Annotated in this window: 13 protein-coding genes; 6 read left to right on the top strand and 7 right to left on the bottom strand. The window is 59.8% G+C overall.

Going from position 1 to position 18,865, the window contains the following annotated elements; genetic code table 11:
• Positions 1-21: 21 nt before the first annotated feature.
• The 3 genes from glgB to FW800_RS08235 form a co-directional block, all read right to left on the bottom strand.
• The gene (glgB, locus tag FW800_RS08245) at positions 22-2,259 is read right to left on the bottom strand and encodes a 1,4-alpha-glucan branching protein GlgB (RefSeq protein ID WP_446437399.1); all 2,238 of its coding nucleotides are present in this window, start codon (positions 2,257-2,259) and stop codon (positions 22-24) included.
• On the bottom strand, positions 2,256-5,603 hold the full coding sequence (treS, locus tag FW800_RS08240) for a maltose alpha-D-glucosyltransferase (RefSeq protein ID WP_446437398.1): 3,348 nt from the start codon (positions 5,601-5,603) through the stop codon (positions 2,256-2,258). The genes glgB and treS overlap by 4 nt, the downstream gene beginning before the upstream one ends.
• 149 nt (positions 5,604-5,752) lie before the next feature.
• Positions 5,753-7,741, bottom strand: a complete 1,989-nt coding sequence (locus FW800_RS08235; RefSeq protein ID WP_446437397.1) for an alpha-1,4-glucan--maltose-1-phosphate maltosyltransferase — start codon at positions 7,739-7,741, stop codon at positions 5,753-5,755.
• Between the two features lie 204 nt (positions 7,742-7,945).
• Between FW800_RS08235 and FW800_RS08230 the strand changes: the two genes are divergently transcribed.
• A complete protein-coding gene (locus tag FW800_RS08230) occupies positions 7,946-8,104 on the top strand; it encodes a hypothetical protein (RefSeq protein ID WP_164699486.1) in 159 nt (52 codons plus the stop codon).
• A 189-nt stretch (positions 8,105-8,293) separates the two neighbouring features.
• Positions 8,294-9,301 carry a M10 family metallopeptidase C-terminal domain-containing protein gene (locus FW800_RS08225; RefSeq protein ID WP_446437396.1) on the top strand — a complete coding sequence of 336 codons (1,008 nt, stop codon included), beginning with the start codon at positions 8,294-8,296 and terminating at the stop codon, positions 9,299-9,301.
• A gap of 10 nt (positions 9,302-9,311) precedes the next feature.
• Here FW800_RS08225 and FW800_RS08220 read toward each other — a convergent pair whose 3' ends face one another.
• Positions 9,312-9,803 (bottom strand): MgtC/SapB family protein, encoded by a 492-nt coding sequence (locus FW800_RS08220; protein ID WP_005788557.1) that lies wholly within the window; start codon positions 9,801-9,803, stop codon positions 9,312-9,314.
• Between the two features lie 118 nt (positions 9,804-9,921).
• On the opposite strand from FW800_RS08220, the gene FW800_RS08215 reads away from it, so the two are divergent.
• The 4 genes from FW800_RS08215 to FW800_RS08200 all read left to right on the top strand — a co-directional run bounded on the left by FW800_RS08215 (position 9,922) and on the right by FW800_RS08200 (position 14,231).
• Positions 9,922-10,161 carry a DUF3203 family protein gene (locus FW800_RS08215; RefSeq protein WP_005788559.1) on the top strand — a complete coding sequence of 80 codons (240 nt, stop codon included), beginning with the start codon at positions 9,922-9,924 and terminating at the stop codon, positions 10,159-10,161.
• A 184-nt stretch (positions 10,162-10,345) separates the two neighbouring features.
• Positions 10,346-11,755, top strand: coding sequence for a cytochrome c oxidase accessory protein CcoG (gene ccoG / locus FW800_RS08210; RefSeq protein WP_446437395.1), 1,410 nt, complete (start codon positions 10,346-10,348; stop codon positions 11,753-11,755).
• Positions 11,756-12,288: 533 nt separating this feature from the next.
• Entirely contained in the window at positions 12,289-13,698 is a 1,410-nt protein-coding gene (gene mapR / locus FW800_RS08205; RefSeq protein WP_005788562.1) for a GntR family transcriptional regulator MpaR, read from the top strand.
• Between the two features lie 77 nt (positions 13,699-13,775).
• Positions 13,776-14,231 (top strand): hypothetical protein, encoded by a 456-nt coding sequence (locus FW800_RS08200; RefSeq protein ID WP_032875740.1) that lies wholly within the window; start codon positions 13,776-13,778, stop codon positions 14,229-14,231.
• 8 nt (positions 14,232-14,239) lie between these two features.
• Here FW800_RS08200 and FW800_RS08195 read toward each other — a convergent pair whose 3' ends face one another.
• The 3 genes from FW800_RS08195 to FW800_RS08185 all read right to left on the bottom strand — a co-directional run bounded on the left by FW800_RS08195 (position 14,240) and on the right by FW800_RS08185 (position 18,865).
• Positions 14,240-14,986, bottom strand: coding sequence for an SDR family oxidoreductase (locus tag FW800_RS08195; RefSeq protein WP_032875743.1), 747 nt, complete (start codon positions 14,984-14,986; stop codon positions 14,240-14,242).
• Between the two features lie 55 nt (positions 14,987-15,041).
• The gene (locus FW800_RS08190) at positions 15,042-17,138 is read right to left on the bottom strand and encodes a putative bifunctional diguanylate cyclase/phosphodiesterase (protein ID WP_446437394.1); all 2,097 of its coding nucleotides are present in this window, start codon (positions 17,136-17,138) and stop codon (positions 15,042-15,044) included.
• A 299-nt stretch (positions 17,139-17,437) separates the two neighbouring features.
• The gene (locus FW800_RS08185) at positions 17,438-18,865 is read right to left on the bottom strand and encodes an efflux transporter outer membrane subunit (protein ID WP_228309817.1); all 1,428 of its coding nucleotides are present in this window, start codon (positions 18,863-18,865) and stop codon (positions 17,438-17,440) included.

The raw sequence follows: 18,865 nt of genomic DNA, 5'->3' as shown, positions 1-18,865 counted from the left end.
GCATCCGCCAATCCAGCGCCCTTACAGCTCCTGCGGACGCAGAATCAACACGCCCAGCGGCGGCAGGTTCAACGACAGCGACACCGGTTGCCCATGACGCGGCTCATCCTGGGTGAACACCTCTCCCCCATTGCCAAAGTTGGAACCGGCGTAAGTGTCCGCATCACTGTTGATCACCTCACTCCAACGCCCGCCGAACGGCACCCCAACCGCATAGCCTTCACGCGGCACCGGGGTGAAGTTAGCAACCACCAGCACCGGCCGGCCGTCCTTGCTCCAGCGCAGCCAGGCGTAAACACTATTGATCGCATCATCGCCAATCAGCCACTGGAAGCCTTGGGGCGCATCATCCTGTTCATGCAGCGCCGGCTCCTCGCGGTACAGGCGGTTCAAATCGCCCACCAGCTTCTGCACACCACGGTGCTCAGGGTATTGCAGCAGATACCAGTCCAGTTGCTGGTCGTGGTTCCATTCGCGCCACTGGCCAAATTCGCAGCCCATGAACAACAGTTTCTTGCCCGGGTGCATCCACATGAAACTCAGATAGGCGCGCAGATTGGCAAACTTCTGCCAGCGATCTCCCGGCATCTTGTCGATCAGCGAGTGCTTGCCGTGCACCACTTCGTCGTGTGAGATCGGCAAGATAAACCGCTCGGACCAGGCATATACCAGGCCGAAGCTCAGCTCGTTGTGATGATGGGCACGGTAGACCGGGTCTTGCTGGATGTAGTGCAGCGAGTCATGCATCCAGCCCATGTTCCACTTGTAATTGAACCCCAGGCCACCTTGTTGGGTAGGCTGGCTGACCCCCGGCCACGCCGTCGATTCCTCGGCGATCACCAGCGCGCCGGGCGCTTCAAGGGCGACCACGTCGTTCAAATGCCGCAGAAAATCGATGGCTTCCAAGTTCTCGCGCCCGCCATGGCGGTTGGGCACCCACTCGCCGGCCTTGCGCGAATAATCGCGGTACAACATCGAAGCCACCGCATCCACCCGTAGCCCATCCACATGAAAATGCTTGAGCCAGTGCAGGGCCGAGGCCAGCATGAAGCCGTGCACTTCCGTACGGCCCAGGTTGTAGATCAGCGTGTCCCAGTCCTGGTGAAAGCCCTCCAGCGGGTTGGCATACTCGTACAGCGCCGTGCCGTCGAACTGCGCCAGGCCGTGGGTATCGGTGGGGAAATGCGCCGGCACCCAATCGAGAATCACGCCGATATCCGCCTGGTGACAGGCATTGACGAACCAGGCGAAATCCTCGGGCGATCCAAAGCGTGCACTCGGGGCGAATTGCGACAAAGCCTGATAGCCCCAGGAACCACCAAAGGGATGCTCCATGATCGGCATCAGCTCGATATGGGTGAAGCCCAGTTGCTGCACGTAGGGGATCAAGCGCTCCGCCAGTTCACGCCAGCCGTATTGGCGGGCAACCTCGCCGGCCTCGTCCAGCTCGCACTGCCAGGAGCCCACGTGCAGCTCGTAGATCGACAACGGCGCCGTGGATTTCTGCTTGTCACCCCGGGCTTGCATCCACTCATGGTCTTGCCAGTCCACCTGCAACGGTGCGGCGACCTTGGAGGCCGTGTCGGGCGGCAGTTGGGTGGCCAGCGCCACCGGGTCGGCCTTGAGCGGCAGGATCCCATGGGCCCCGAGGATTTCGTATTTGTAGGCAGCGCCCGGCTGCAAACGCGGGATAAAAATCTCCCACACACCGGAGGGGTGACGCAGGCGCATCGGATGGCGGCGACCGTCCCAGATATTGAAATCGCCAACTACCGAAACCCGCCGCGCATTCGGTGCCCACACCGCAAAGCGCACACCTTGCACGCCATCGACACTGGTCACCTGGGCCCCCAGGCAACTGCCCAGGTCGCGGTGATTGCCTTCGGCAAACAGGTAAAGGTCCATTTCCCCCAACAGCAATTGACTGAAGCTGTAGGGGTCTTCGGTAATCTGTTCGCCGCCCGCCCACTGGATTTTCAGCAGGTACGGCTGGCGCGTGCTGAACTGCCCGACAAACAAGCCAGGCACCTGGGTTGCCTCGAGGCTGCCCAGCACTTCACCGCCATCCCGGCTGAGTACCTGAACGCTGAGCGCCTCTGGCAGAAAGGCGCGAATAAACTGCCCGCCCTGCTCGTCGTCATGCGGGCCCAGGATCGAGAACGGATCCGGGTGTTCGGCGCGTACCAGCGCTTCGACGTCGTTGGACGCCGGCAATGCAGTCAACTTGGGCTGCAGCGGTTCTTTATGTGTAAAACTCATGACGTCTCCCCACCGCGTACAGGTTTCGATATAGGTGTAAGCCCGCTCAGCAAACCATGCAGCCCTTGCAAGGGCACCGGCAACCAGGTCGGGCGATTTTCCGCTTCGTAGGCCACTTCGTACGCAGCCTTTTCCAGGCTGAACAACGTCAGCGCTGCGTCCTGGCCGTTGGCATCCTGCCAGTCATGCGCCAGTGTAGACGTCGCCGTCTGATAAGCCTGAGTAAATGCCTGGCGGGCTTCACTCAGATAGCGATCGGTGACGCGCTTGCGCGCAGTGTTGGCTTGCGGTGTCTGATCCACTGCTTGCACATTCAGGGCCATGGCCGCCGCGTAGTCAAAGGAGCGCAGCACTCCGCTCACATCTTTATAGGGGCTGTGCTTGCCGCGCCGCTCACGCAACGGCCGCGCAGGTTCGCCTTCAAAGTCGATCAGGTACGCGTCGCCCTTGACCACCAGCACCTGGCCCAGGTGCAAGTCACCGTGGACACGAATCCGCAGCCCGCCGACCGTGGCCTTCGCCAACGCCTGGACATGCCCGGCGATGGCTTTTTTGTGTACCAGTAACTCACTGACCAACGCCTGGTCAGCGGGGTTCAACTGGCTTTGATGAAGCTTGAGCAATTGCAGCGCACGCTCGATCTGCGCGCCGACATCCTTGGCCCAGGCCTGAGTATCCTTGGCGGTAGTGATTTGCGGTTTGAAGTCCTTGTCATCCGTTGGCGCACCCAGCACACCATGCATTTCCCCCAGGCGCTGGCCGAGCGCGGCGGCGAAATCCGCCAGTTCGCCAAGGGCGTTGTAGTGCTGCTCCTGTTCAGAAATGGCCTCGGCCAACTCGTCGCGGATCGCCCGTTCCAGGTTGTTCTGGGTCCAGCTCCAGGCATCGCCCTGGTTGCTCAGGTAGCCCTGGGCAATCATCAGCAGGTTGTCCTGCCCCTGCGCGTCGCGGCGGCTCATAAAGCCCAGCAAAGGCGAGATATTCGGGTAGCCGGCGGCGGTCAGGTAGGCGCTCATTTCCAGCTCCGGGTGTACCCCGGCGCTGACTTTGCGAATCAGCTTGAGCACCAGGCTTTCGCCCACCACCACCGAACTGTTGGACTGCTCGGCAGACAAGTAACGCACCGGCGATTCGTGAGTCAGTTGCAGCCCGGCCAGGTGTCCGGTCGCCTCAAACCGCAGATCGCCCTCACTGGAGTTGAGCACGGTCCCTGCCTGCATGGCCTGGATGACTTCACGGATGAAAGGCTCAAGGCTGAAGGCATCGGTCACCAACCCTACCTGGCGAGTACGTCGCACCCGGGCCAGGGCCAATTGCTGGGGCAAGGCGCTGCTCACCTGATCTTCGCCGAGAAAGCCCAACGGCAGTTGATAACGGCTGACCTGACCGCCGCTGCTGACCTCGACTTCACTGAGCAATACCGGGTGCTGTGGGTCGCCAAAACGTACGCCGTAAGCGATGCGCACGCTGTCGATCGCCGTGTCTTTGCCGGCAAACCAGCGACGTTTGGGCAACCAGGCTGGCAATGAGGTTTGTTCCAGGCTGGTGCGGCAAGGCTCTTCGAGTAATTCTTCCATGCGTTTTTTCAGTACCAGAGTGGTGAAGTCGGGCATGCTCTGCGCCGGTTCCACATGCCAGCTTGGCATCTGGTTTTCCGTCGCCAGCACAAACCAATAAAAGCCATAGGGCGCCAGGGTCAGCAGGAAATTCAGCTGGCCAATCGGTGGAAAGGCATTACCGCCGAGCATCTCCACCGGCACCATGCCGGCGAAGGCAGACAAGTCCAACTCCGCCGCCTGGGCGCTGCGCGACACATTGGCCACGCACAGGATGATTTCGGTGTGGCCGTCTTCCCCCGTGTATTCACGGGTGTAAGCCAGGATGCGCCGATTGGTCGGCGAGAGCATTTTCAGGCTGCCACGGCCAAAGGCCTTGGACTGCTTGCGCACCGCGAGCATGCGCCGGGTCCAGTTCAGCAACGAATGCGGGTCCTGGGCCTGGGTCTCGACGTTTACCGATTGATAACCGTATTGCGGGTCCATGATCGGCGGCAACACCAGGCTGGCCGGGTTGGCACGGGAGAAGCCGCCATTGCGGTCGATAGACCACTGCATCGGCGTACGCACACCGTCGCGGTCGCCCAGGTAGATGTTGTCACCCATGCCGATCTCATCGCCGTAATACAAAGTCGGTGTGCCCGGCATCGACAACAACAGGCTGTTGAGCAACTCGACACGGCGACGATCACGCTCCATCAGCGGCGCCAGGCGTCGACGAATACCCAGGTTGATTCGGGCGCGGCGGTCTGCGGCGTAGTAGTTCCACAGGTAGTCTCGTTCTTTGTCGGTGACCATCTCCAGGGTCAGCTCATCATGGTTGCGCAGGAAGATCGCCCATTGGCAATTGGCGGGAATCTCCGGGGTCTGGCGCAGAATATCGGTGATGGGAAAGCGGTCTTCCTGGGCCAGCGCCATATACATGCGCGGCATCAGCGGGAAGTGAAAGGCCATATGGCATTCATCGCCGTCATCGCCTTTGCGCTCACCGAAATACAGCTGCGTGTCTTCGGGCCATTGGTTAGCTTCGGCCAGCAGCATTCGGTCGGGATAATGGGCATCGATTTCGGCACGAATCTGCTTGAGGACGTCGTGGGTTTCAGCCAGGTTTTCGTTGTTGGTGCCGTCGCGTTCGATCAGGTAGGGGATGGCGTCCAGACGCAGGCCGTCAATGCCCAGGTCCAGCCAATAGCGCATCACCGACAGTACGGCCTTCATGACTTGCGGGTTATCGAAGTTGAGGTCGGGCTGGTGGGAGTAGAAGCGGTGCCAGAAGTACTGGCCGGCGACCGGGTCCCAGGTCCAGTTGGATTTTTCGGTATCGAGAAAAATGATGCGCGTGCCGTCGTACTTCTGGTCATCGTCCGACCACACGTAGAAGTCCCGCGCGGCCGAACCCGGCTTGGCCTTGCGCGCACGCTGGAACCAGGGGTGCTGGTCGGAGGTGTGGTTGATCACCAGCTCGGTAATTACCCGCAGCCCGCGTTTATGCGCCTCGGCGATGAAGCGTTTGGCATCGGCCATGGTCCCGTAGTCGCTGTGCACGCCACGGTATTCGGCAATATCGTAGCCGTCATCGCGACGTGGCGAGGGGTAGAACGGCAATAGCCAGATGGTGTTCACGCCAAGGTCGGCAATATAGTCGAGCTTGGCAATCAGCCCGGGGAAGTCACCGATGCCATCATTGTTGGAGTCAAAGTAGGATTTGACGTGAACCTGGTAAATCACCGCATCCTTGTACCAGAGCGGGTCTTTGATGAAGGTGGCTGTCTTGGGTTTCTTCGCCATTGGAAACTCCTGAAGCAAATTTTTTAGACGACATGCTTTCCCTGTGGGAGGGGGCTTGCTCCCGATAGCGGCGTGACAGTCAATAAGCTTATTGCCCGATAGAGCGCTATCGGGAGCAAGCCCCCTCCCACACTGGCCCTGCGCAAGGCTCAGGAAGCGGTGATGCGCCAGATTCCAAAGGGCATCTGCGGTTCAAGCCGTGTCCATTGGATCTTGCCGTACCAGGTCCAACGGTGGCCGTTCATCAAGTCTTCACCCTGGGTCTGGGCGTCATCCGGCAGCCCCAGTTCCCACAGCGGTAGTTCAAAATGGGCTTCCTGAGCGTTAAAGGGATCGAGGTTGACTGCCACCAGAATGAAGTTGCTGCCATCTTCGCTGCGCTTGCCGAAATACAGGATGTTGTCGTTCCAGGCGTTGTAGAGCTTGAGCCCCAGGTGTGTGTGCAGGGCCGGGTTCTGCCGACGGATACGGTTGAGTTGGGCGATCTCGGCAATGATGTTGCCGGGGGCGGTGAAGTCCCGCGGGCGGATTTCGTACTTCTCCGAATCCAGGTATTCCTCCTTGCCCGGCACTGGCGCGGCTTCGCACAGTTCAAAGCCTGAATACATGCCCCACAGGCCCGAGCCCATGGTCGCCAGCGCGGCACGGATCAAGAAGCCAGGGCGCCCGGACTGGTGCAAAAAGCCTGGGTTGATATCAGGTGTATTGACGAAGAAGTTCGGCCGGTAGCATTCGCGCCACGGCGACTGGTTCAATTGCGTCAGGTACTCGCTCAACTCGGCCTTGGTATTGCGCCAGGTGAAGTAGGTGTAGCTCTGGGAATAGCCGACCTTGCCCAGGCGCGCCATCATCGCCGGAGTCGTAAAGGCCTCGGCGAGGAAGATCACCTCAGGGTATCTGGACCTGACATCACTGATCAGCCATTGCCAGAATGGCAGCGGCTTGGTGTGGGGATTATCGACGCGAAAGGTCTTCACGCCCTCTTCCACCCAACCCACCACAATATCGCGCAGCTCTGTCCATAAGCCCGGAATCGCATCCGCTGCATAAAAATCGACGTTAACGATGTCCTGGTACTTTTTCGGCGGGTTCTCTGCGTATTTAATCGTGCCATCGGGGCGCCAGTTGAACCAGCCAGGGTGCTGTTCAAGCCACGGATGGTCCTGGGAGCATTGGATGGCAAAGTCCAGCGCAATTTCCAGGCCGTGGTCGGCTGCGGCTTTGACCAGGCGACGGAAATCCTCACGACTGCCCAGTTGCGGGTGAATCGCCTCGTGCCCGCCCTCCTCGCTGCCGATGGCATAGGGGCTGCCCGGATCATCGGGGCCGGCGGTGAGTGAGTTGTTCTTACCCTTGCGATGGCTGCGGCCGATGGGATGGATCGGCGGGAAGTACAGCACGTCAAAGCCCATGTCGTGGATCATCGACAAGCGCGAGTGCACGTCATTGAATGTGCCGTGGCGGGCCGGATCGTCGGTGATCGAGCGGGGAAACAGCTCATACCAACTGGCGAACTGCGCCGCCTCACGCTCTACGTCAATCGGGTAGGCGGGGCTGATGCTCAGATAAGCACGATGATCGGCCTGGGTCATCAAGTGTGCACTGTCTTCGTGCAGGAACAACGCCACCTGCTCGGTTTCCAGCAGGCCCGACAATTCGTGGTGCAGCAACATCAAGCGGTCGCGCAATTCGTTGTCACTGCGCTCGGCGGCCTGCAACACCAGGCTACGGCCCTCCTGCAATTCAAGGCTGACCGGTACCCCGGCCTCGTGTTTCTTGCGCAGTTCATAGCAGAAGCTGGCGAAGGTATCGATCCATGCCTCGATGCAGTATTCATGCGGACCGAGGTGGGCGACGGTGAACGCGCCCTCCCAGCCATTGTTACCGACATCGGTCATGACCACGCTGTGCCAGCTTTCATCCTTCAGCGCGTGCCAGCGGATCAGCACCGCCAGTTTGTCGTGGCCATCGGCGAACACCTTACTGGTGACATTGACGCGCTGGCCGACCACGGCCTTGACGGCAAATTCCCCTTTGTCGATCACCGGCATGGTGCTTTCGATAGCGATCCTGGGTAACAACAGCGCTTGCGACAACGGCAGTGCGCAGCCCTCTGGAGCCAGTATTTCAGCAGTCATCGAGCATCTTCCCCTTACGCCCCGTGGACGCTCTTTGCTTGATCCGAATTCAAGTACGGCGACGCTCTCCCTGAGCAGAGCCGTTTAAAGTCCGAGCCTGGGCGCGCGGCAAAAGTTCAGGTGGATATGTCGCCGCCGGGCGGGGAATCAATTCCCCAAGGCAATGGTCCACCCATAGAGCCAAGCACAAAGGAGGCCACACTGATGAACATCCCAATACCCCCTGAGCCCGAAGATCCGAATATCGATGCCCCGCCCTTGCCGCCTTCGGAGCCGACGCCGGCGCCAAAGCAGGAACCCCCTGAAGATGAGCCACCCGCAGCGCAAGAACCGCCCACGACCACGCCGCCGGTCATCGTCTGAGTCACAATGATGGAGGTTCGCTCGGGAGGGGCCAGGCTGTTCTTCAGCTCGAGCGAGCCGCAAAAAAATCGAACTCTCCTACAGACACTGGGAACAAGCCTGAATGCTCGCGTGACTGCAGGTTTATATATTTACCTCGCACTCAACCCATCTTCCGATGGGAAGTTCTGATCCTATCGCGAGGACACCATGTCGACTATCAACCCTCAGCACTTTTCCCGCACGCAGCCATCGCCACCTGGACACTCCAGCGGCGCCCACGCTCAGGGCCGGCCCACACAGCAGCAGGTGGACGCGTTGCTCAACGCTGGCCCGAACTGGTCCGTTACGCCCAAGGCACCGGACCGTGCACAGCAATCGCCTGACACGCGTTCCAATCAGACCTCTCCTGAGCAACACGCAGACGCGACGAAACGCGTGAGCGATACTCATACACTATTGACCCCGGAAACAATCAACGCGCTACAGGGCAATCCGGACTCTGCCCAATCTCGTGCGATCAAGTCCGAACTCGAATGGATTTTTCAGCCAGAAAACAGGCGCGCAGCGTTACGTGGGCCCGACGCCAAAGCGAACCGCAAAAAATTTGAAGAGATGAGCGTCGTGCTCAATGCCGGTGCCAGGAACCTGAACTCAGCCAAGCACAAAACAACAGAAGAGGTAATGAATAAATTCGCCTTTAAAAATATCGAGGCCCTGCTCGGGGCATTTGACGGCGACGCCTCGAGCTCTTTTGGCCGTCTCGATAACTCACTCGCAGAGTTAGCCAAAATCAAACAACACTATTCCAGGATGGACTCGACCTATAAAACCTTAAGCAATACCTGCGATTCGCTGGCCAAGGAAAAGCTCGACGCGTCACAAGCAGATGCCACGCCACCGCCATCGGCCTCCGACACTGGCCACGACAGCTCTGCAACCTACAGCTTCCGCTCTGCCAGTGAATCCACACTCGAGTCTCCTCAAGAGATCCGGAATTTCAAATCCCAAGACAAACTGAACCTGACCGGCATTCAGAAACAGTTGAACACCCCACTGCGATGGGTTGAGCGCACCCCAGAGTCGATCGGGGAGATACAGATTCAATATTCGCCCAATAACAATGTCAGCGTGGTAGTCATTGCTGATGCTCCAGGCAAGCCACCCTTTGTACTGAAGGTGTTTGGTGAGGTGCGCCAAAGCAACATCGTGACCTGATGGCTGGGTATCACTTTTCCACTAACTTGACGATTCTCGGCATGATGCTGAACACCGCCAGGGCCAGCAACGTACTGAGTACCGCCGTCGATTCACGCCCCATGCCCGCCGCCACCCCGATGGCGGCGGTCATCCACAACCCGGCAGCCGTGGTCAGGCCCTTCACATGCTGGCCCTCTTCATCTTCCTTGCCCTTGAGGATAGTGCCGGCGCCAAGGAAGCCGATGCCCGCAATCACCCCTTGAACCACCCGGCTCATGGCGTCTGCCTGGTTGCCGGACATCTGCGGCACCAGCACGAACAGCGCCGCGCCAAGCGCCACCAGCATATGAGTGCGCACGCCCGCCGCCTTGCCCTTGTGTTCACGCTCAAAACCCAGGATGCCACCCAGGATCGCAGCGATCAGCAGGCGCACAGTCACTTGAGTGAGTTGCCGGGCATCGGCGATGTCGGCGAACTCGGCTTGCAGGGTTTGCCACACTTGTTGCCACCAGACGTCCATGGATGCGCTCCTTTTATTATGAGTAAAGAATAGACCGCACAGACCGCCAGTCAGTTGCCCGGAACCCGTGCGCATGGCAGTCGCCTAACGCTGCACAGTTCACAAAACGGAGATCGTCATGACCGTACGCATCGAAAATCATCTGTGCTACTTCACGCTCGACGAAAACGGCCAGGAACAAAGCCTGCCCGCCACCCGGGTGACCATCCTTACCGATCACGACAAAGCCATGTCTTATCTGGAGTTGGCGGGTTCTCGCATCTACATCACCGAAGCCGAGGCGGACGCCCTGACGGTTGAAGGCGCCACCGATGGCCGTCAGCATGTGAAGGCCGACGAACCGGGTTCGGTGATTTAATTGATCTGCGTCAGTCCCTGCAATCGATCGCTGCACCTTATTGACGCTGGGGTGCAGCACATTGACGCAGATGGGTACATCCAGCCCATCTGATCCGCTTTATATCGCCATACCTGAGTCTGTTATGCAAACAGCCTGTCGCCCATAGTGCATTGGCCTGATGGAGGCTGATGAGCGAACGACCATGAGCGAACGAATCCCAACCGTGGAAACCTTTGAGCCCATACACCCAAAGAAGGTGAAGGCCAAATCCAGCGATAACCTGATCCATACCCGCAGCTTTACCGGCCTGTTCCGCACCTTGCGTGTCAGTGGAGCGGCTTTGCTGTTCCTGGCCTTTTTCGGCACCGTATGGCTGAACTGGGGTGGGCGCCAGGCCGTGCTGTGGGACCTGGCGCACAGCAAGTTCCACATTTTCGGCGCCACCTTCTGGCCGCAGGACTTTATCCTGCTCTCGGCGCTGCTGATCATCTGTGCCTTCGGCCTGTTTGCGATCACGGTGTTTGCCGGCCGCGTCTGGTGCGGTTATACCTGCCCGCAAAGCTCGTTCACGTGGCTGTTCATGTGGTGTGAAAAGATCACCGAGGGCGAGCGCAACCAGCGTATCAAGCTGCAGGCGGCCCCGTGGAGCCTGAACAAACTCGCGCGACGCTCAGCCAAACATACGCTGTGGCTGGGCATCAGCGTGCTGACCGGGCTGACCTTTGTCGGCTACTTCACGCCCATCCGCCCTCTCGCCGTCGAACTGCTGACCTGGCAAATCGGCGGGGTGAGCCTGTTCTGGGTGCTGTTTTTCACGGGCGCTACCTACATCAATGCCGGCTGGTTACGCGAAGCGGTGTGCATGCATATGTGCCCGTATGCGCGATTCCAAAGCGTAATGTTTGATAAAGACACCCTGACCATTTCCTACGATACCGCCCGCGGCGAACGCCGTGGCCCGCGCAAACGCGAAGTGCAGCCAGCCGATGCAGGGCTCGGTGATTGCATTGATTGCCAGCTGTGCGTGCAGGTTTGCCCTACCGGCATCGATATCCGCGACGGCCTGCAAATGGAATGTATCGGCTGTGCGGCCTGCATTGATGCCTGCGACTCGATCATGGACAAAATGGGCTATGCCCGGGGTTTGGTGAGCTACACCAGTGAACACCAACTGCAGGGTGGCAAGACTCATCTGCTCAGGCCACGCCTGATCGGCTACAGTGCCGTACTGCTGGTAATGATTGCCGCGTTGGTGGTGGCCTTGATTGAACGGCCGATGGTGTCGCTGGATGTCACCAAGGACCGCGGCATGTTTCGCGAAAACAGCCAGGGTTTGATCGAGAACATCTACAGCCTCAAGGTCATCAACAAGACCCAGCAACGCCAGGACTACCGGGTGGAACTGGTGGATGCCGACGGGTTCCAGTTGCAAGGCAAGACCCGGATCAGCCTGGCGCCCGGAGAAATCGTCGATATACCGGTGTCAGTGGCACTGCTGGCCGAGAAGCCGGCGAGCAGCTCGCAGAGCCTGCGCTTCAAGGTGACAGATGTGGATGAGCCCTGGATCTACAGCGCCGCAGACAGTCGCTTCGTCGCGCCGTTGAACCGCTGACAATCCGCCAATGTGGGAGGGGGCTTGCTCCCGATAGCGGTGGGTCAGAACAGTTTTGGTTACTGACCCCCCCTCATCGGGACATAGGTATCTACACAATTTTTTAGGTTGTAGAAGCCGACGGTAACTACGATGCGAAGCGAGCCGCTCTTGATCTTGATCTGTTTTTGATCTTAAGCGCCCCGTCAAACCACGCTGGCCGGAATTCGACAGGGATTCTGGGCCGGCATTCCGGCTTTTCGAAAGTGACCCGCTGTAAGAGCGGAACCATAAGTGGCCGTTACCGCAGCAATGGATATGTACTCGGTATAACTGTGTCGGCTGCCTGGCCGCCTTCGCGAGCAAGCCCGCTCCCACATTTGGATCTCGGAGCATCAGATAGATATGCGCTGGCTGACTGGTCGTCACGGGAGCAAGCTCCCTCGCCACAGGTACAGCGCCGTACCAAAAATGTGTAGATACCTATGCTAATCGTGGGCAAGCTCCCACACACACTTACCCGGCGTACAGACTGAAAACTGTTTAAGGCTGCCATGAAACGCTACGAAAAATTCGCCGATGACATCGCAGAACTGATCCGCTCCGGCGTCCTTGGCCCAGGTCAGCGCGTACCGTCGGTGCGCTATGCCAGCCAGACCTACGGCGTCAGCCCGTCTACCGTGTTCCAAGCGTATTACTTGCTGGAACGCCGTGGCCTGATTCGCGCGCGGCCGCGTTCGGGCTACTTCGTCAACACCCATGCGCCGAGCCCGTTTTCCGAGCCAGTGGTGAGCGAGCAGGTGCATGAGTCCACCCATGTGGACGTCAGTGAATTGGTGTTTTCGGTACTCGACTCCATCAAAGACCCTAATACAGTGCCCTTCGGCTCGGCCTTCCCCAGCCCGATGCTGTTCCCGTTGCCGCGCCTGGCCCGCTCCCTGGCCAGCGCCAGCCGCGAAATGGATCCGCGCCTGGTGGTCACCGACATGTCGCCGGGCAACCCGCAACTGCGCCGACAGATTGCCCTGCGCTACATGGTCGGCGGCCTGATGCTGCCCATGGAGGAGCTGCTGATTACCAACGGTGCCCTCGAAGCGCTGAACCTGTGCCTGCAAGCCGTGACTGAACCGGGCGACCTGGTTGCGATCGAGGCACCGGCGTTCTACGCCTGCCTGCAAGTGCTGGAGCGCCTGAAACTCAAGGCCGTGGAAATCCCGGTGCACCCGCGCGATGGTATTGACCTGAACGCCTTGGCACAAAGTCTTGAGCGCTACCCAATCAAGGCCTGCTGGACCATGACCAGCTTCCAGAACCCCATGGGCGCCACCCTGCCCGAAGCAAAAAAACAGGCTCTGGTAGAGCTGTTGCGCAGCCATCAGGTGCCGTTGATCGAGGATGATGTCTACGCCGAGCTGTACTACGGGCAACACGCGCCAAAACCGGCCAAGGCGTTTGATACCGAAGGGCTGGTGATGCACTGCGGTTCCTTTGCCAAGAGCCTGGCACCGGGCTACCGCGTCGGTTGGGTCGCGGCCGGGCGCTTTGCGCAGAAGGTCGAGCGCCTGAAACTGATGACCTCGCTGTGCCCGTCGATGCCGGCCCAGGCGGCGATTGCCGACTACCTGCAACACGGCGGTTATGACCGGCATCTGCGCAAATTGCGCTATGCCCTGGAAGAACAGCAAAGCGCCATGCTGGCGGCCATCGCCCGCTACTTCCCGGCCCAGACACGGGTCAGCCAGCCGGCGGGCGGTTATTTTCTGTGGTTGGAATTGCCGGAGCAAACCGACTCGCTGAAATTGTTCCAGATGGCCCTGGCCCAAGGCATCAGCATCGCACCGGGGCCGATTTTTTCAGCGACCCAGCGCTTCAGAAACTGCATACGCTTGAACTATGGCAGCCCATGGAACGAAGCCTCGGAAAAGGCCATGGAGACATTGGGGCGGATAGTGCGGTCTTTTTAACGGCGCGAAACGCAGCCCGTGGAACTTTGTGCCATCAGGAACCACCTAGCTATGCCTATCCTCATGTCGAGATCGTCATGCGCATCAACCCTCTTGCGGCATCGACCGCCTATCGGCTTGGCGAAGGTCGCCCTGAAAATAACTGGCTTATTGCGCCGACTGCGCCCGAAGAACCTCCCGTCGGTGACCGTCGTACCACCCGGCAGATCATCAACGCCAATCCTGCGCTCAAGCACCTGTTCAAGCGCCGCGATAGCTACCCGGTGACAGACTTGCTCAAGCGCCGACTGGGGGACTGGACATTCGCCAACCCTGATGCCAAGGCCAGGGCCCACGCGGCCTATAACCTGGCGAGGGTGATTAACGTCCTCGACAATGTGAATGATCGCCGCGTCGGTAACAGCGAACGACACGACGGCAAGATCAATGGCTTTCACAACGCCGGCTATTCCACCCGAAAGAACTCAGAAGCCCGTCTACTTGTAGCATTCGCGGAAAACGGCTACGACGTGCTGCAAAACCTCGGGCAGTAAGCTGCTTTTCAGCGTCCGCCCCCTAGGTCTAAAAAGGTGCCGGTGGCGTATGAAGCCTTGTCCGACAGCAACCAGATAATCGCCTCAGCCACTTCATCCGGACGCCCGCCACGCGCCATGGGGATACCGGACTCCAACTTGCTGACGCGGTCCGGGTCGCCGCTCAGGGCGTGGAAATCGGTAAAGATATAACCAGGGCGTACCGCGTTGACTCGAATGCCTTCACCTGCGACTTCTTTGGACAGACCGAGGGTGAAGGTATCCAGAGCGCCCTTGGACGCAGCGTAGTCCACATACTCACCTGGCGACCCCAGCCGCGCCGCTACCGACGACACGTTGACGATACTGCCACCCTGCCCGCCATGCCGAGGCGACATACGCAGCACCGCGTGCTTGGCGCACAGGATCGGGCCCAGCACGTTGGTCTTCATGATCTTCAGGATACGAAACTCGGACATCTCGTCGACCCGCGACTTTTGCCCCACAGTACCGGCGTTGTTGACCAGCGCCGTGACACGCCCCAATTCGGCATCCACGCGATTGAACAGCGCTATCACTTCATCTTCGATGCTGACATCAGCGCGCACTGCAATGGCCTGGGCGCCGAGGCCGCGCACTTGTTCAAGCACGGCATGGGCAGCCTTCTCGTCCGACTGATAGTTAATGCAGATGCGATAACCTTCGCGAGCAGCCAGCAAGGCCGTCTCGGCGCCAATCCCGCGGCTGCCTCCGGTGATGATGACGACTTTGTCCATGGCTACGGTCTCCTGATTCAACCTTGATGGTTAGGGTTGGATCCAAGAATACCCGTCACTGATGGCTTTTGTCAGGCGCTGGCGCATCTTCGCCGGCGAGGATGTTTGCCATGAAACTGTCGGCCGGCAATGGACGCCCCAACAAATAGCCTTGCAAGGAATCACACCCCAGGCGGGTAAGGAAATTTTGCTGCGCATCGGTTTCCACGCCTTCGGCAACGATCCGCAAGTCCAGGGCCTGGCCGAGGGCGACAATGGCCGAGACGATGGCGGCGTCGTCGCTGTCATGCTCCAGGTCGCGTACAAAGCCGCGGTCGATCTTCAACTCGTTGGCCGGCAGGCGCTTGAGGTACATCAGGCTGGAGTAACCGGTGCCAAAGTCATCGATGGACAGGTCCACACCCATGTCCGAGAGCTGCTGCAATACCGTCATGCTCGCATCGGCATCGCTCATGGCAGTGGTCTCGGTGATCTCCAGCGTGAGGCTGTTGGCGGGTAATTGGTGGCGCTCCAGAGCAGCCGCAACACTGTTGACCAACCCGGCATGACAGAACTGCAGCGCCGAAAGATTCACGGCGATGCGCCAGCTCTGATAACCCTGTGCGTACCACAGGCTCATCTGGCGGCAGGCTTCGTCGAGTACCCATTCACCGATGGCAATGATCAGCCCGGTTTTCTCCGCCAGCGCGATAAAAGCTGCCGGCAGCAACAAGCCCTGTTGCGGATGCTCCCAGCGCAACAACGCCTCGGCCCCCACGGCAATACCGCTCACCGCATCGAACTTGGGTTGGTAATACAAGCGAAACTCGCCGTGTTCAAGGGCATTGCGCAGGTCCTGCAACAATTGCAGTTGCTTGCGCGCATTGGTGTTCATTGACACATCGAAGAAGCTGTAGCCGTTCTTGCCCATGCCCTTGGCGTGATACATCGCCGCGTCGGCGTTCATCAACAGCTCCTGGGGGTTATTACCGTTGCCCGGGAACATGGCGATACCGATACTCGCGGAGATTTTCAGCTCATGCTCGGCCACCGTGAAAGCGCGGTTGATCAGACCGACCTGACGCTCGGCCAGGCCCATGGCATCGTCCGGTTGGGTCAATTGCACCAGCAACACGAACTCGTCACCGCCAATACGGGCCAGGGTGTCCTGGCTGCGCAAGTCCTCGCGTAGACGCAAGCCAACCTCGCGCAGCAGTTGATCGCCCATGTGATGACCGAAGGCATCGTTGACCGGCTTGAAGCCGTCCAGGTCGATAAACATCAGCGCAAAGCAACCGCCCTGCTCGTACACCGCCTGAATGCCTTGTTGAATGCGATCCGCCAGCAGTGTGCGATTGGGCAAGCCGGTGAGCATGTCGTGCAGTGCCAGGTGGGTCAGTTCCTGGTTGGCCAGGGTCAAGGAATCGGCGAGTACAGCGGTGCGCGCCTCCAGGCGGGCATCCAGCAAGGAGGTCAACAACGCTATGACCAACACCGCCAGGGAGGTCACCAAGACCAGGTTATCCAGGCCCTTGCCGCTCAAGCCCGTTAGCGCGGCACCGCAGAAACTGTCATCGGCAAACTGCGCCGCGGCCATCCCGGTATAGTGCATGCCGACAATGGCCACGCCCATCACCATCGCCGCCGCACCCCGCGCCAGGCGCACGTAAGGCGTATTGCGACGCAGGTTGAAGGCGATCCACAGCGCGGCGCCGGAGGCCATTACCGCGATCAACAACGAAGCGCCGAACAAGGTCGGGTCGTAGTCGATACCCGGGGTCATGCGCATCGCTGCCATGCCGGTGTAGTGCATGCTGGCGATACCGGCACCCATCACCAGCGCACCGAACGCCAGTTCCCAGGCCGGCAGACTTGGCTGGCTGACCAGCCATAAGGCGAAGCCACTGGATAACACAGCGATCAACAGCGACAGCGCAGTGATGCCCAGGTCAAACCCGAGGGCAAACGGCAGGCGCAGGGCCAACATGCCGATAAAGTGCATGGACCAGATGCCCACGCCCATGGCTGCTGCGCCGCCGGTAATCCATAGGTAAACGGCACGCCCCTTCGTCGTAGCGATACGCCCGGCCAGGTCCAACGCGGTGTAGGACGCCAGCATTGCAACGCACAGGGAAATCACGACCAGGGAGGTTGAATAGCTACCGATCAACATGGGGCTTCTCGCAGGCAACAGGGCGTAAAAGCCCATGCCGGGTGGCAAAGCGGGCGATTGTAGCGAGAATGATTCTGGGGCAGGTGATTAATTAAGCAGATAGCCATTAGTCATTTTTTGGCGTCAATCTGCTGGCTTAATGCGGGTATTTTTCAATACCTGTGGAAAGGGGCCTCCCCACTGTAGGAGCGAGCTTGCTCGCGAAGATCGTCAACGATGACGTGCGAAACCGGGGGAAACGCGGTGTCTGTGTGTTCTTCGCGAGCAAGCTCGCTCCTACAGGATGCCCAGGTATTCGCTCACTCCTTCTCGGCCAGAGACGTCTGGCCGTCCCAGCCACCACCCAACGCCGCAATCAACTGCACACTCGCCACCAGCCGCGACTGCAACAAGGTCAACACGGTGCGCTCGTTGCTCAAGGCCGTCGCCTGCACAGTCACCACATCCAGGTAAGCGATCAGACCCGCCTTGTACTGGTTCTCGGTCAAGCGCAACGACTCACGCGCCGATTCCAGCGCTTCATTGCTGACCACAGCTTCGTCCGCCAGCACCTTGAGTTGCACCATGTAGTTTTCCACTTCACGGAACCCATCCAGTACGGTCTGGCGGTACTTGGCCACGGTCTCGTCATAGCTGGCCACGGTGCGGTCGACTTCCGCCGAGCGCTGGCCGCCATCGAACAGGGTCATCGCCAGTTTCGGCCCCACCGACCAGAAGCGGTTCGGCAGGCTGATCCAATCTTCATAGGTGCTGCTGGAGTAGCCGCCCTGCAAGCTCAGGCTGAGATCCGGGTAATAGGCCGCCTTGGCCACGCCGATGTTGGCGTTGGCGGCGATCACCGAGCGTTCGGCCGAGGCAATATCGGGGCGACGTTCCAGCAACTGGGACGGCAGGCTCACCGGTATTTGCGGCAGCGCCGGAATGTCTTTGCTCACCGCCAGGTTGAAGTTGGCCGGGGCTTCGCCGATCAGCACGGCAATGGCGTTTTCCAATTGGGCGCGCTGCCAGATCAGGTCGATCAGGCTGGCCTGGGTGGTCTTGAGCTGAGTTTGCGCCTGGGCGATGGCATCCTTGCCGGCCACCCCGGCACGGTACTGGTTTTCGGTCATTTTCAATGAACGCTGGTAGGTGTCCAGGGTGGCTTGCAACAGGCGCGTCTGTTCGTCCATGACCCGCAGTTGCAGGTAGCTCTGCACCAGTTCCGACTGTTGGCTCAGGCGCATCGCGGCCAGGTCTGCCGAGCTGGCCTCGGCGCTGGCTTCATTGGCCTCTAGTCCACGGCGCAACTTGCCCCAGATATCGGCTTCCCAACTCACGCCCAACTGCGCATTGAGGGTGTCGCGGATACCACTGCTGGAACTGCTGAGGCTGGCGCTGCTGCTGCCGGTACCCTGGCTGGCGCGGGTTTTACCCACGCTCAGGTCGACGCTGGGGTAAAACGCCCCGCGGGAACTGCGCACCAGCGCCTTGGCCTGGCGAAAGCGCGCTTCGGCCTGGGCAACGGTCTGGTTGGACGTGTTGAGGCGCTCTACCAGCTCATTGAGTTGGCGGTCACCATACAGCTCCCACCAGGCGCCACGGGCCAGGGAATCGCTGGGGTTGGCCTGGCGCCAGCCCTGGGCTTCTTTGAACTGCACCGGTTCGATGACCTCCGGGCGCTTGTAGTCAGGGCCAATGGCGCAGGCGCTGAGCAACACCCCACACATCATCACGGCCAATAACTTCAT

Source organism: Pseudomonas sp. 910_23 (genome assembly GCF_052850795.1).
Note: the sequence above shows the minus strand (reverse complement) of the source record. Positions and strands in the feature narration are given on the sequence as shown.